Source organism: Desulfitobacterium hafniense DCB-2 (genome assembly GCF_000021925.1).
GTDB classification, from domain to species: Bacteria; Bacillota; Desulfitobacteriia; order Desulfitobacteriales; family Desulfitobacteriaceae; genus Desulfitobacterium; species Desulfitobacterium hafniense.
Window position 1 is genome coordinate 149,052 of sequence record NC_011830.1, and the last position, 14,719, is coordinate 163,770.

Here is a 14,719-nt window from a genome sequence, read left to right on the forward strand (position 1 = left end):
CATAGCCATCAGGTATAATGTTGGTATTATATGGTAAGAGGTGAGGTCATGGCGGAATGGGCGACGTTGAAAACTAAGCAGGGATTGCGCAAGGAAAAATTGACTTTAGAGGGACATTTTTGGCCTTTTTTATTAGGTTTGCTGATAGCCCGCGGAAGTATTCTGGGGTTATACCCCTTTGGGATAGCCTTTGGCGCAGCCCTAATGCTTCATGGACGCAAAGGGACCATGATGGGATTGCTGGGGGTGACGGCGGGAGTGAGCTCCCTGTTCCTGAAGGACCTGGCCTCCGGGCTGCAGATTCTACTGACTCTGCTCATTCTGAGCCTTTTCGTGCCCCGGCTGCGCGGCAACAAACGGGAGAGCCTTTATCTGGGGATTTCCACAGCCCTTGTGACGGGGTGTGTTGCCCTGGCGGTGTTGAGTTTTGGACAATTTGAAGTCTCGCTGGGAATGAAAGCCGCAGTGCTCGGCATTCTTAATGGCGGTCTGGCGGTTGTTTTCCGGTTTGCTTTGCGCTATCAGGATGCGGTCTGGCGGGGAAACTTTACCCGTGAGCAGGGAATGGCCTGGTTGCTCATTCTCATCGGGGTATTGAGCGGGCTCCATGGCGTCATGTTTAAAGAGATTAACTTCTCCGTAGTGGTTCTGAGCTTTTTTATTCTTTTTATTGCCCAGCGTTTTGGTGCGGGGGCGGCAGCTGGGGTGGGGGCTATGTTGGGCTTTCTTCCTCAGTTGGAGTTTAATCCCCAGAATTTGATGGCTGCCGGAATTTACGGTCTGGCCGGTTTTGGCACCGGAGCTTTTCAGAAGCTGGGAAAACTGGGTCTTGGTGTGGCCTTTATGAGCATTACCCTGATGTTCACTGTCTACCTCCAGCCGGAGGTGCTTTATTCCCAGTTATTATCGTCAGGTATTGGCCTGTTGCTTTTTTCACTTTTCCCCAGCACCACTTCCCAACATGATTTTTTAAAGGACAAGCCGATGCCGGAAGTAGAGTCCACGGTGACCAAGGTCAAGACCGTCGCGGAGATTTTTGATCAGATCGCCTACAGTGCTCAGGCGGCTGAGGCTGAAGTAGGAAAATCCAAACCGGAGATTCCGGAGCTGATGAATGTTTTAGTGGAAAGAGTCTGCAAAAATTGCCCCACCCTGGACACCTGCTGGACCCGGGAGTTTTATCGGACCTACCATTTGCTGTTCAATCTCTTCGAATGGGTAGAACGGGAAGAAGAAAAAGTTAATGTTCAAAATCTCCCTGTGGAATGGAAGCGGCATTGCGGGAAGCTTAAAGAAATGCTGCTGGGGGTCCAGTTTATTATGGAGCATGAAAAAAGCATAGAATCCTGGCGCTCCCGGCTGACGGCCAATCAGGAAGCCTTGGCCCGTCAATTTCAAAGTGTTTCCCAAGTTATCGGGCATCTGGCCAAGGAACTTAATGCCCGCCACAATGTGGAGCAGGTCAAACCGGCCAGCCTGGCCCGGCGGCGCAAGCAATTTTTGGATGTGGGAGTGGCCTCTTTTACGAAGAAGGGGAACAGTATATCCGGAGACAATTATGCCTCCTTGGCCTTTGCGCCGACCCAGCATGCCTTCATCGTCAGTGATGGCATGGGAGTGGGAGAAGGGGCGGCCAAGATGAGCTCCACAGCCCTGAATCTGTTGGAGCAGCTCCTGACCACAGGCTTTGAACCGGAAAGTGCCATTCAGGCGTTGAATTCCATTTTGGTTCTGCGCTCTCCGGAAGAAAGCTTTGTTACTTTGGATATTGGTATCCTTGATTGTGAGTCCGATGATCTCAAGCTGATCAAAGTGGGGGCCTGCCCCTCCTATATTGTCCGCGAGGATAAAGTCCATATGTTTCAATCCTCCAGCCTGCCGGTAGGGATCTTAAATCATGTGGAGATTCCTGTTATCGAAGAAAAATTACGCCCGGATGAGTATTTAGTGCTTGTTACGGATGGAATTCAGGATATACTAAAAGATGGGAAGGATTGGTTGAAAAAATTCTTGGATCGCCAGCATCCCCAGACCGCCCAGGAATTGGCCGAGGCTATCGTGCAGGAAGCGCGGGCTATGAGCGGCAACGACCTGGCGGACGACGGAATTGTCCTGGTGGTGAAAAAGAACATTTTTCATTGAGCCGCAAGGAGGGTAAGGGGCATTGTATGAAAAACTAAAGCAGCAGGTATTGCCGCAGCTCATTGCGCCTGGCTCCCGGATTCTGGCTGCTGTATCGGGAGGGCCGGATTCTGTGGCTCTTGCCCATATATTGTGGCGCTATATTCAGGACAAGCAGGAGCAGAAGATTACTCTCGTTATAACCCATGTTCATCATGGGGTGCGTGAGGAATCGGATGATGAAGAGAAGATGGTACAAAATATGGCAAGGGATTGGGAAATCCCTTGTCTTATTCATCGTTTCGATTCCAAAAATTATGCTAAGTCGGTGGGAAAATCCTTTCAGACGGCTGCCCGGGAATGGCGCTATGCCTGTTGGCAGGAAGATATGAGGAAAGAAAATTGCACCCTGCTGGCCACAGCCCACCATCTCGGGGATCAAGCGGAAACTGTACTGTACCGCCTCCTGCGGGGCAGCGGTACAGCGGGATTGGCAGGAATTTATCCGCAAAAAGGTAAGCTGATTCGTCCACTTCTTACAGTCACCAAGGAGGATATCCTTGAATATTGTCGAAATGAGAAGTTACCCTATGCCCTGGATCATTCTAATGAGGAACCTATCTATGTCAGGAATAAAATTCGCTTACAGCTGTTACCGGAACTTCAGCGGGAGTATAACCCTAAGATTATCGAGGCTTTAGGGCGTACGGCTGAAGTTTTGCGTTGGGATGAGGAATACCTGGAAGAAGAAGTCCAGTCAGCCTGGAAGAGATGGGCCATCCTAGACACAGAGCAAAGGGTGGGTTTGCGCAGAACAATCTTTGAACTTCCCAAAGCTATTTTATCCCGATTGATTCGCAGAGCTGCCACCCTGGTTTCCGGAGAACCCCGGGGAATAGCTTTTCAGTATGTGGAGCAGGTGATGGCTTCCCAGGGCCAGGTAGGCTGGAGCCAGGATCTGCCGGGGCTGAACATTGGGATAGATTATCAAGGGGTATGGTTTCAAAGGGCGGACTGGGGGCAGTCTATTAATGAATCCCCGGATATCTTATTGCCCTCTTTGCCTGTCGGCGCCCATTGGGGTGAGTGGCTCCCCTGGCGGGATGAGGCGGGGGTGAATTGGCTGGTTGGTCTTTTCTGCCTGGAGAAAGAAGCAGAAGACAATGATTACCCGGGCCAATGTGTGGATAAAGTCTTTTTCGACGGGCCAGGCTTGATACGAAACAGTGAAAAGCTGCAATGGCGGTATCGGCAGGAGGGAGACTGCCTGTGGATTGCAGGATTAGGGCATAAATCCCTGAAAAAAGTCTTCCAGGATGCCAAAGTTCCGGCTAAGCACCGACCGGTGATTCCTCTCCTGGCCATGGGCAATGAAATTCTCTGGATACCCGGAGTGAAGAGGGGAGATCGCTATCCCATTGAACAGGGAAAGGGAGCTGTCGGCGTTCTTATCAAATGCTGAAGCCGGCAATGGATGAATCACGAAAAGGGAAGGAAGAAGAAAGGCTGGGTTCGTTGTAAAAGGGGCTTTTTCGTGGTATAATATGTAATATTGTCTTTGTATGATGGGACATTTTTTTCCAGAAGAGGGGAGGACCAGACGTTTGAAATTTTTCAAAAACGCTGCTGTTTATTTACTGATTATTCTCATTGCGATTATGCTCATAAGATTTGCCAACCCACCGGCGACTCAGCCCTTGGATATGGATTACACCAAATTTTATGAGGCGGTGGTTACGGGTCAGGTTGAAGAAGTTGTAATCAGTACCGATGATAATGTCAATACCTATGAAGTTAAAACCAAAGACGGTCAGCAATATGTAGTGCTCGGTGAAGCAAAGGATGTTGATCTGTCTGCGCAAATGAACGAGCATAAAGTTAACGTGCGGGTCAATCCGCCGGTCACCACTCCTTGGTGGGCCGGTTTGATCACCACGGTACTGCCTTTCCTGTTAATCGGCGGCTTTATCTTCTTTATGATGCAGCAGAGCCAAGGGGGCGGCAACCGGGTCATGCAGTTCGGGAAAAGCCGGGCTAAACTGGTGACGGATGAAAAGAAAAAGGTGACCTTTGCCGATGTGGCGGGAGCCGACGAGGTGAAGGAAGAGCTTGAAGAAGTTGTGGAATTCCTCAAGTTCCCTAAGAAATTTAATGAGTTGGGAGCTAAAATTCCCAAAGGAGTGCTGCTCTTTGGCCCTCCCGGAACCGGTAAGACTCTTTTGGCCCGGGCTGTGGCAGGAGAAGCGGGGGTTCCCTTCTTCAGTATCAGCGGCTCGGACTTTGTAGAGATGTTCGTCGGGGTGGGAGCATCCCGGGTGCGTGATTTATTTGAACAAGCCAAAAAGAATGCCCCTTGCATCGTGTTTATCGACGAGATCGACGCGGTAGGCCGGCAAAGAGGCGCCGGTCTGGGGGGCGGTCATGATGAGCGGGAGCAAACCCTGAACCAGCTGCTCGTTGAGATGGATGGTTTTAATGGGAATGAAGGCATCATCATTATCGCGGCCACCAACCGCCCTGATATTCTCGACCCCGCCTTGTTGCGGCCGGGGCGTTTCGACCGCCAAGTAGTGGTGGATGTTCCCGATGTCAAAGGCCGCGAGGAAATCTTAAAAGTCCATGTTAAAGGCAAACCCATGCACAACGATGTGGAGCTGGATGTCTTAGCCCGCCGCACGCCGGGATTTACCGGAGCGGATCTGGCCAACCTTGTCAATGAAGCGGCCCTGCTGTCTGCTCGCCGCAATGAAAAAGAGATTAAAATGAATGCTCTGGAGGATTCTGTGGAACGGGTTATCGCCGGACCGGAGAAAAAGGCCCGGGTCATCAGTGACTATGAAAAGAAATTGGTTTCTTATCACGAAGCAGGTCATGCTTTAGTGGGAGAAATGCTGACCCATACGGATCCCTTGCACAAGGTGTCCATTATTCCCCGGGGACGGGCCGGCGGGTATACCCTGCTCCTGCCTAAGGAAGATCGCAACTATATGACAAAGTCTCATTTGTTGGATCAGGTCACCATGCTCTTAGGGGGGCGGGTGGCAGAAGCCCTGGTTCTCCATGAGATCAGCACCGGAGCCTCCAATGACTTGGAGCGGGCTACCGGTCTTGTCCGCAAGATGATTACTGAACTGGGAATGTCCGAGGAGCTGGGACCCCTTACCTTTGGACAGAAGGAAGGTCAGGTGTTCCTGGGCCGGGATATTGCCCGGGATCGCAATTATAGTGAAGCGGTGGCTTACTCCATCGATAAAGAAGCGCGCCGGATGATCGATGAATGCTATTTGAAGGCGCAGACCATTATTCAGGAGAACATGCATAAGCTTAACGCGATTGCCCAGACTTTGATGGAGAAAGAAACCATCGAAGCCAAGGAATTTGCCGAGCTGATGGCCCGCTTTGATCAACCAGTGGAAACCGCACAAGTCTCGGAGCCGTCGGAGACTGAAAATAATACAACGGAACATGATGATCTTCTTCCCGCCACAGGGGAGACCTCCGTGGAGGGAGAAGACAGGACGGAAGCCGAGGGATTGAGCGGGTCAACCTTAGAAGAAGAAAAAAATAAGATTGACTAGGGGAGGATGTTATGGAAAAGACCTTCATCATGCTCAAGCCTGATGCTGTACAGCGGGGGTTGGTTGGGCAAATTATCGCACGCTTTGAAGCAAAAGGGTGCAAACTGGTAGGAATGAAGCTTATGAGTGTTGATCAGGCTTTGGCCGAGCAACATTATGCCGAGCACAAAGGGAAAAGCTTTTTTGAGCCCACGGTTCAATATATTATGTCTTCTCCGGTGGTGGCTATGGTTTGGGAAGGCAAAAATGTCGTGGCTCTGGCTCGGGAACTGATGGGAGCCACCAACCCTGCCAATGCCAATCCCGGCTCGATCCGCGGCAGCTTTGGCATGGATATCAGCCGCAATGTGATTCATGGCTCAGATTCTGTAGCCAGTGCAGAACGGGAGATTGCCCTCTATTTTAGACCCGAAGAGCTTTGTGATTATCGCAAAGCTGGAGAAGAGTGGCTTAGCGAGTAAAATAGAGAGTAAATTGAAAAAGGGCACCGACTTCGGTGTCCTTTTTCAAAAAATAATTCTTGATAAGAGTTAGAGGTGTATTAGCCATGAACTTGCCGAAAAACGGCAAAATGATGCTTACGGTGGCCAGCCTGATTTTAGGCATTCTCTTCATATCCTTATTGAAAACTACAGGGGCGGCAGGATCCACTGCGAGAACAGATACAACCCTAGCTTCACTTATTCAAATCGGCCAGGAAAACGAGCAATTGAAAAATGATATTAGCAAACTTAAAGAAGACTTGTCTAAATTTCAAGCGGGCCAGAATGCCTCGAAAGTCGTACTCGAACAACTGGACACAGCGAAACGCAATGCCGGACTGACCAAGGTCACCGGACCCGGTCTTCGAATTACGCTTGACGATGCACAGGATCGGGATATTAACAACGAGGATATCCAATACTATGTGATTCACGAAGAATATATCCGTACAATTGTCAATTTGCTCTGGCATGGAGGGGCTGAAGCCGTCGCGGTCAATGGGCAGCGGATTACGGGCAACACAGAAATTTTCTGCAGCGGAGCCTTTATTCAGATTGGCCAGACCCGCCAAATGCCTCCTTATGTGATTGAAGCCGTAGGGGATGTCAACTATTTGCAGTCTTCTTTGAATTTTTATTTTTGGGATCGCTTAGGTGAGTATCAGGAACAATATGGAATCACAAGAAAACTTGAGGTGCCCACGGAGCCCCTGGTCATACCGGCAGGCAAGGCTCAGCAATTTCGCTACTCTGAACCTATGAAGGAGGCGAAATAATGAAGAAGCGTACCCTGGCCATACCCTTGACTTTGGTGGCCCTAGTCTTAGGATTTTTACTCACGCTGCAGATGCAGACTCAAAAAAGCGTGTTGGAACTGGAGAAAATTCAGGCCCAAAGGGCCGCTTCCGCCAGAGATTTTCTGGCCGAAGCTCAAGAGGAAAACAAGCTTCTCAAAGAGCAGCACACAGCTTTAACAGCCCAGTTGGAAGAAGCGCGAACACAAGGGGGAACCAGCCCGGCTCTTCTCGCCGAGTTGGACCGCTATCGGATGATGGAAGGTACGGTGAATGTCCAAGGCCCGGGAATCGTGATTACCATTGATGACCGGCAACAGGAGCATAAAGTCGTGCTTCCGATGAGCAATGAGGACTTGCTCGAAATAATCAATACCTTAAAATTTGCCGGAGCGGAAGCAATTAGCGTCAACGGACAGCGGGTTGTGGCCTCCTCAGCTATTGTTCTGAGCGGGACTTCCACGAAGCTGATTAATCAGGTCCCCATTACCCGTACGGAAGGAGTTCCTTATGAAATTCTCGCCATCGGTAATCAGGACCAGCTCCTGGACTATTTTACGCAATTGAAAGCCCAGCGGTTAAAGCAATTAGGGATGAGTGTCAGCGTGTCCAGAAAAACCGTGCAAATTCCATCCTATAAAGGAGTATCACCTGTAAAAAGCCCTGAATCTTAGGTCTATCCTGGCATTTTTTTCTCTAAACGAGATTTTATAATTTTCAAAAAATTTATTGTTAATCCAAGCAGGGAATCTTCTCTTCTCGCCGAATTAGTATAATTGGACTGGAGTTTTCAAGGATCTGGAAAAGGGACTTTCATAGTCCGAGACGAAAGAGTGGAAAAAGGAGTGAATTTTAATTGAAAACCGATATCGAAATTGCACAAGAGGCAACGATGAAACCAATTACGGAGATTGCTCAGGGGTTAGATCTGCTGGAGGATGAGATTGAGCTTTATGGCAAATACAAAGCCAAGGTCAACTTCAGTGCTTGGGAACGCCTCAAGGATAAACCCGATGCTAAACTCATCCTGGTGACTGCAATTAATCCTACCCCTGCCGGTGAAGGAAAAACCACGACGACCGTTGGCTTAGGACAAGCTATGTCCAAGATTGGCAAAAACGCCATGATTGCCTTGCGTGAACCTTCCCTGGGTCCTTGCTTTGGTGTTAAGGGTGGAGCAGCCGGGGGCGGATATGCTCAAGTTGTGCCGATGGAGGATATCAATCTCCACTTTACCGGTGATTTCCACGCTATTACTTCGACTCATAATTTATTGGCAGCACTTTTAGATAATCATATACAACAAGGCAATCTTTTGAATATCGACCCTCGCCAAATCGTATTCCGTCGGGTCATGGATATGAATGACCGGGCTTTACGCAAAATTGTGATTGGTTTAGGCGGCCGCACAGAAGGAATTCCCCGGGAAAACGGTTTTGATATCACAGTGGCTTCCGAAATTATGGCGATTCTCTGCTTAGCCAAGGATCTTATGGATCTGAAAGAACGCTTCGGTCGGATTGTGGTGGCTTACACTTATGACGGTAAGGCGATTACCGCTCATGATCTGGAAGCTGAAGGTGCCATGGCTCTGCTCATGAAGGATGCCATTAAGCCCAATTTAGTTCAAACCCTGGAGAACACTCCTGTATTTATTCATGGCGGTCCTTTTGCTAATATTGCTCACGGTTGTAACAGCGTCGTGGCTACCAGAATGGCCATGAAGCTTGCTGACTATGTCATTACCGAAGCCGGATTCGGCGCTGATCTCGGCGCTGAGAAATTCTACGATCTGAAATGCCGCTTCGCAGAGCTGAAGCCGGCGGCTACGGTCATTGTAGCGACTGTCCGCGCTCTGAAGATGAATGGCGGAGTCGCTAAGGAAGATCTGGGACCGGAGAACCTGGAAGCTTTGGCTAAAGGTATCGTTAACCTGGAAAAGCATATCGAGAACATCGGCAAGTTTGGTGTTCCTGCGGTGGTGGCTATCAATCGTTTCCCCACCGATACCGATGCTGAATTAGAGTTTGTGGCAGAACGCTGCCGTCAGCTGGGAGCCGAGTTCGCCTTATCGGAAGTCTTCACTAAAGGTGGCGAAGGCGGTATTGAGCTGGCCAAGGCTGTTCTCAATATTGTTGATAATAAAGAATCCAATTTCCATGTTCTTTATGAATTGGATCTGCCTATTGCCAAGAAGATCGAGACCATTTGTAAAGAGGTTTATGGTGCCGATGGTGTGAACTTTACCAAAGAAGCCCTAACCTCGATGAAGAAATATGAAGAATTAGGCTATGGCCAATTGCCCATTTGTATGGCTAAAACTCAGTACTCCTTAACCGATGATCAGAATGTTCTGGGCCGCCCATCGGGCTTTACCATTACGGTCCGTGAACTCCGCTTATCTGCCGGCGCCGGATTCCTGGTAGCCATCACCGGTGCTATTATGACCATGCCCGGACTTCCCAAACGCCCGGCTGCTTTAAGAATGGATATTGACGCTGCAGGGCGCATTACCGGCCTCTTCTAAAACAGGTCGTCTGGCTTTGCCCCAGAAAGAAATTTTCTGGGGCTTATTTTCGTTAGGACCTTTTAATGTTTTACAGTGGAAGCGGGAAAGGTATAATCAGATTAGAAAATGAGCTAAGGTCAGAGAAAATAGTCTGGGACAGGAGGAGCAGCCGGGATGATACCTATGCCTCGGGTGAATCGGATTCTTCAACATCGCAATTATGAAGAATTTACTGAGAAAAATAAGCAAGCTGAACAAAAACGGATATACTGCCGCCATGGCTCTGATCATGGCCTCGCAGTAGCGAGAATTGCTTATCTCTATCTTTTGGAGAAATACATAGAAGACAGAGACAGCCTTCCTGGTACCGGGACAAATAAGGCAAGCGTCAGGTTGGAAGAGAGCTATGGCCTAGGGAAAGAAAGCATCTATGCGGCGGGAATTTTGCACGATATTGGCCGGTGGGTAGAGTATGAGAACCAAGAGGATCATGCCCTGGCAGGAGCCCGGTTGGCAAGACCGATTCTCAAGGATTGCGGATTCACAGAGGCGGAGATGGAGAAGATCGTCCTCGGGATTTCAGAACATCGTCTCCCTCCGGACCAGACAAGCAGTATCCTTGGGCAAGCCTTAGCTTTAGCTGATGATTGGGCGAGGGATTGCCAAAGCTGCTCCAGTAAGGCTACCTGTTATAAATATACAAAAGCAATGGAGGACATTCTAATCTAAAGTTAAGGTTCCACAAGGAGGTCAGATAAGTATGAAAGATTATTCCCCGCGCTGGATCAGCCTCAATAACGAAACAGAAGCAAAAAAAGCGATGCAGCAAATTGGCTCCGACCCGGGAGGAATTGCTCATATGGTTGGCAAACCCATCGGCAGAGCTCTCAAGCTGGAGAATGTGCCTTTGCCTGCCGCTCATATCATTAAGCAGGAAATGCTATCTCTGGGAGGGGACGCGGCGGTTCATCGCAATGTTATTGTCAATAAGATTGAAGCCTCGGATATTTTGCTGGTGGGAACAGCAAAACATTTTCGCCGGCTCAGTCAAAAGCTGGCGGCTCAACCCTTTGGTTTAAAGGATTTGGGTAAAAGCTTAAAGGGTCTTCTGGACGCTCTGGAACCTCCTAAGCAAAGAGTTCTCCCCTGTCGTGGGAAGGATATTGTGTTGGGTGAACGCACCCTGATCATGGGGATACTCAACCTTACTCCGGATTCCTTTTCCGATGGCGGAAAATTCAATACTTTGGAGCGTGCCCTAAAGCAAGCGGAGGCCTTGGTTGAACAAGGGGCGGATATTTTGGACATCGGAGCAGAGTCCACCCGCATCAATCACGAGCCGGTCAGTGCCGAAGAGGAATGGGAGCGTCTGGAGGCTGTCCTTAAGGCTTTGTTGCCACGGATTGCTGTTCCCATTTCGGTGGATACTTATAAAGCAGATGTGGCAGAGAGGGCATTGGCTGCCGGGGTACATATGATTAATGATGTCTGGGGATTGCAAAAAGACCCCAGAATGGCAGAGGTCGTGGGGAGAGCTCAGGCACCGGTGATTGTCATGCATAATCAAGAGGGAAGCAACTACCATCACCTCATGGGGGATATAATGGCTTACCTGAAAAAGAGCATTCATCTTGCCGAGGAACAGGGATTAGCAGGTGATCAGATCATCATCGATCCGGGCATTGGCGGAACAGCCTTCGGCAAAAGTCTGGATATCGATCTGGAAATCATGAGCCGTCTGGAAGAATTCCGCTCTTTAGGCCGTCCTATCCTTTTGGGGACCTCACGGAAATCCATGATCGGTCAAACCCTGAACCTCCCCACGGAGGAACGGTTGGAAGGAACCCTGGCTACCAGCGTGGTAGGCGTGGCCGCCGGGGTGGATATTCTTCGGGTTCATGATGTCCAAGCCAATAAGAGAGCGGTTCAGATGGCTGATGCCATCTATCGCCGCAAGAGAGGGGAGAACTTTAGTGGATCGTGATCGAATCGCCTTACGGGGGTTAAAATTTTTTGCTTATCATGGAATGCTCCGTGAGGAAAAAATCCTCGGACAAACCTTTATCGTCGATATTGATCTCTATGCCGATTTAAGCAAAGCTGGGAAATCCGATCAGGTGGAGGATACTATCAATTATGCTGAGGTGTATGCTCGGATCAAAACCATTGTCAAGAGGGAAAAATACCAGCTTATTGAACGATTGGCGGAGCGGATTGCCGAAGATGTTCTTGGTGAATTTCCCTGTGAAGGAGTGCGTGTTGTCATTCATAAGCCTCAAGCCCCCATTCCGGGGATTTTTGATGAAGCCTTTGTCGAGATCTATCGGGAGAAAAAACGGTGAAAGCGTATTTGAGTATTGGCAGCAATCTGGGGGACCGGGGGCATTATTTGCAGCAGAGCTGTCAAAGGCTGGCGGAACACCCGGATGTTAAGATCATCAAAAAGTCCGGCACGTATGAAACAAAGCCCTGGGGCAATGTGGATCAACCGGATTTCTGGAATCAAGTGCTGGAGATTGAGACCTCATTAGCGCCTCTGGACCTGTTGAATCTGTGTCAAGAGGTTGAAAAATCCCTCGGGAGAGAAAGACTTATTCGTTGGGGGCCAAGAACCATTGACATTGACCTCCTAAATTATGATAATAAGGTATGGGAGGACGAACGGCTTATTCTCCCTCATCCCCGCATGGAAGAGCGGGAGTTTGTTCTGGCACCCTTACGGGAAATAGCTCCACACTATATCCTTCCTTCAGGAAAAAAGGTTACAGAAGTTTGTGGAGATGGAGAGGTATGGCGACTGGAATCTAAATAAACCAGACAATATCTAAAGGAGTTGTACTGGAGAAAGATCGTTCAGGCCATAAGGAACCTTGGTTTAAAATTATAGAAAAACAAAATTGAATTGGCTTTTGAGAGTACCGCTTGGATCATTATGACCGAGACGGAGAAGGAAAGCAGAGCATAGCAGAGCACCTTCACGTTTGTGGGGTGCTTTTTTACATGATCAGGGGGCAGGAGCTTTGCGGGTTAGGAGAGGTTAACATGAATTTCGGAATCATCGGAGCAGGAATCGTTGGGACGGCTATCGCTATTCGGCTGAGACAGGCGGGACACCATTTGGTGGGGGTACATTCACGCAGCCGGCGATCTTATGAGCGGTTTTGTACCTATCTTCATCATGGGGAGAGACGCCCGCTGGAGGAGTGGCTCCCTGAAGCAGATCTTTTGTTTATTACGACACAGGACTGCATGATTCGTGCAGCTGCTGAAGAATTGACCCGGAGAGGTCTCTATAAAGAAGGGCAAACCTGGATTCATTGCTCAGGTTCGGTAAGCTCCCGGGTTATGCAAGTGGATAAGGATTTACCGATAAATTATCTATCCCTTCACCCTTTACAAGCTTTTGCAGGGATTGACCAGGCCGTGGAGCTTATTCCGGGAACTCACTTCGGTATTGAAGGGGATAGGGAAGACATTGGTTTAGCAATTGTCACTCAGTTAGGAGGCATCCCGCACCAGCTGGATCCTCAGCAAAAGCCCCTTTACCATGCCGGGGCCGTGGTGGCTTCCAATTACCTGGTGACCCTGGTGGGTTTGGCCGTTCAATTATTTGAAGAAGCGGGCATTACTAATCAGGAAGCGCTGGAAAGCTTGCTGCCACTCATGAAAGGCGCTCTGCAGAATCTGGAAAATGTGGGGCTTCCTCAGGCACTTACCGGCCCCATAGCCCGCGGGGATGTGGATGTGATTCGGGGGCACCTGGAGCACATGCCGGCAAAGATCGATCCCGTATACCGGGCTTTAGGCCTATATACCCTGGACATCGGGCAAAAAAAGATGGAGTTAAACGGGGGAGCTTATGCAAAAGAAGTGTGGGAAGAAATGAATAGTCTGATGGTGAAAGGGACGAATGAATTATGATTATCTGTAAAAAAATCTCTGCAGTTCGGGACATCGTCAAAGAACAACGAGGTCAGGGAAGAAGCATAGCCTTAGTACCCACCATGGGGTATCTCCATGAAGGGCATTTGACTTTGGTGGAAGAGGCCCGGAAGAGCGGTGCCTTTGTGGTGATGAGCATTTTTGTTAATCCGCTGCAATTTGGCCCTAATGAAGATTTTGCCCGTTATCCCCGGGATTTGGAGCGGGATGCTAAGAAAGCCGAAGGGGCCGGGGTAGACTTGATTTTTAATCCTGAAGTGGAGGAAATGTATCCAGCCAAGAACCTCACTCATGTGGAGGTGGATGAGCTGGGTGACAGTCTGTGCGGGGCTTCCCGGCCGGGGCATTTCCGGGGTGTGACGACGGTGGTCAGCAAGCTTTTCCATATTGTACAGCCGGATCGTGCCTATTTCGGTCAAAAAGATTATCAGCAGTATTTAATCATCTGCCAAATGGTGAAGGATCTGAACTTCCCTATTGAAGTCATCGGGGTGCCGATTGTCAGAGAGGAAGATGGACTGGCCTTGAGTTCGCGAAACATTTACTTAAGCCCTGAGCAACGGGCAGAGGCGCTGGTGCTGCAAAGGAGCCTTGGGGAGGCGGAGAATTGGTTTCGCCAGGGAGAACGTTCTGCTCTGAGTATCGAAGAACGAATCAAGGAATTGATTAGAAACGAAAGCTCCGGAGAAATTGATTATGTTGAGATCCGTTCGGCGGAGAACCTGCACAGGGTGGAACAGATTGAAGGCAAGATTTTCATCGCCTTAGCTGTGCGCTTTGGTTCCACCCGTCTGATTGACAATAAAGTTTTGGAGGGGATGTAAATGTTCCGAACGATGATGAAGTCCAAGATTCACCGGGCCACAGTTACTGAAGCCAACCTTAAATATGTAGGAAGCATTACCATTGATGAAGAACTCTTAGAGGTGGCGGATATCCTTCCTAATGAAAAAGTACAGGTCGTTAATAACAATAACGGAGCCCGTTTGGAGACTTACGTTATTCCTGGAAAGCGGGGGGAGCGTACTGTATGTCTCAATGGAGCTGCGGCCCGCTTAGTTCAAGTGGGGGATGAAGTGATTATTATTGCCTATGGAATTTTCACCGATGAGGCAGCCCGAACCTATGAACCAAAGGTCATCTTTGTTGATGAAGGGAATAACCCGGTGAAGATAGCCCATGAGGAGATACACGGGCAGCAGTCTTAGCATCCCTAAGACTTGGTTAAAAAGCTTAACGGCTGGGACGCAGAAGAGCGAACAACGGTAGTATGGGATGATTGAATTAAAAGAA

14 protein-coding genes are annotated in these 14,719 nt (G+C 49.3%); all 14 read left to right on the forward strand.

Features of this window, described 5'->3' with window-relative positions:
* Positions 1 to 30: 30 nt before the first annotated feature.
* The 14 genes from DHAF_RS00735 (at position 31) to panD (ending at position 14,634) form a co-directional block, all read left to right on the forward strand.
* Entirely contained in the window at positions 31 to 2,142 is a 2,112-nt protein-coding gene (locus tag DHAF_RS00735; protein WP_172625443.1) for a SpoIIE family protein phosphatase, read from the forward strand.
* Between the two features lie 22 nt (positions 2,143 to 2,164).
* Entirely contained in the window at positions 2,165 to 3,583 is a 1,419-nt protein-coding gene (gene tilS / locus DHAF_RS00740; RefSeq protein ID WP_015942597.1) for a tRNA lysidine(34) synthetase TilS, read from the forward strand.
* Between the two features lie 142 nt (positions 3,584 to 3,725).
* Complete coding sequence (gene ftsH / locus DHAF_RS00745) at positions 3,726 to 5,699, forward strand: ATP-dependent zinc metalloprotease FtsH (protein ID WP_015942598.1); 1,974 nt, start codon at positions 3,726 to 3,728, stop codon at positions 5,697 to 5,699.
* 11 nt (positions 5,700 to 5,710) lie between these two features.
* Positions 5,711 to 6,160 carry a nucleoside-diphosphate kinase gene (ndk, locus tag DHAF_RS00750; RefSeq protein ID WP_015942599.1) on the forward strand — a complete coding sequence of 150 codons (450 nt, stop codon included), beginning with the start codon at positions 5,711 to 5,713 and terminating at the stop codon, positions 6,158 to 6,160.
* Positions 6,161 to 6,246: 86 nt separating this feature from the next.
* Entirely contained in the window at positions 6,247 to 6,957 is a 711-nt protein-coding gene (locus DHAF_RS00755; protein ID WP_015942600.1) for a DUF881 domain-containing protein, read from the forward strand.
* Entirely contained in the window at positions 6,957 to 7,649 is a 693-nt protein-coding gene (locus DHAF_RS00760) for a DUF881 domain-containing protein (RefSeq protein ID WP_005809742.1), read from the forward strand. The genes DHAF_RS00755 and DHAF_RS00760 overlap by 1 nt, the downstream gene beginning before the upstream one ends.
* A gap of 182 nt (positions 7,650 to 7,831) precedes the next feature.
* Complete coding sequence (locus DHAF_RS00765; RefSeq protein WP_005809743.1) at positions 7,832 to 9,502, forward strand: formate--tetrahydrofolate ligase; 1,671 nt, start codon at positions 7,832 to 7,834, stop codon at positions 9,500 to 9,502.
* A gap of 156 nt (positions 9,503 to 9,658) precedes the next feature.
* The gene (locus DHAF_RS00770; RefSeq protein WP_005809745.1) at positions 9,659 to 10,213 is read left to right on the forward strand and encodes an HD domain-containing protein; all 555 of its coding nucleotides are present in this window, start codon (positions 9,659 to 9,661) and stop codon (positions 10,211 to 10,213) included.
* A gap of 31 nt (positions 10,214 to 10,244) precedes the next feature.
* Positions 10,245 to 11,468 carry a dihydropteroate synthase gene (gene folP, locus DHAF_RS00775; protein WP_005809746.1) on the forward strand — a complete coding sequence of 408 codons (1,224 nt, stop codon included), beginning with the start codon at positions 10,245 to 10,247 and terminating at the stop codon, positions 11,466 to 11,468.
* Complete coding sequence (folB, locus tag DHAF_RS00780) at positions 11,458 to 11,826, forward strand: dihydroneopterin aldolase (RefSeq protein ID WP_005809748.1); 369 nt, start codon at positions 11,458 to 11,460, stop codon at positions 11,824 to 11,826. Before folP ends, folB begins: the two co-directional genes overlap by 11 nt.
* The gene (folK, locus tag DHAF_RS00785; RefSeq protein ID WP_005809749.1) at positions 11,823 to 12,296 is read left to right on the forward strand and encodes a 2-amino-4-hydroxy-6-hydroxymethyldihydropteridine diphosphokinase; all 474 of its coding nucleotides are present in this window, start codon (positions 11,823 to 11,825) and stop codon (positions 12,294 to 12,296) included. The genes folB and folK overlap by 4 nt, the downstream gene beginning before the upstream one ends.
* A 110-nt stretch (positions 12,297 to 12,406) precedes the next feature.
* Positions 12,407 to 13,405, forward strand: coding sequence for a Rossmann-like and DUF2520 domain-containing protein (locus DHAF_RS00790; protein ID WP_005809751.1), 999 nt, complete (start codon positions 12,407 to 12,409; stop codon positions 13,403 to 13,405).
* Positions 13,402 to 14,250 carry a pantoate--beta-alanine ligase gene (panC, locus tag DHAF_RS00795; protein ID WP_011458948.1) on the forward strand — a complete coding sequence of 283 codons (849 nt, stop codon included), beginning with the start codon at positions 13,402 to 13,404 and terminating at the stop codon, positions 14,248 to 14,250. Before DHAF_RS00790 ends, panC begins: the two co-directional genes overlap by 4 nt.
* On the forward strand, positions 14,251 to 14,634 hold the full coding sequence (panD, locus tag DHAF_RS00800; protein ID WP_011458949.1) for an aspartate 1-decarboxylase: 384 nt from the start codon (positions 14,251 to 14,253) through the stop codon (positions 14,632 to 14,634).
* The last annotated feature ends 85 nt before the right edge of the window (positions 14,635 to 14,719 follow it).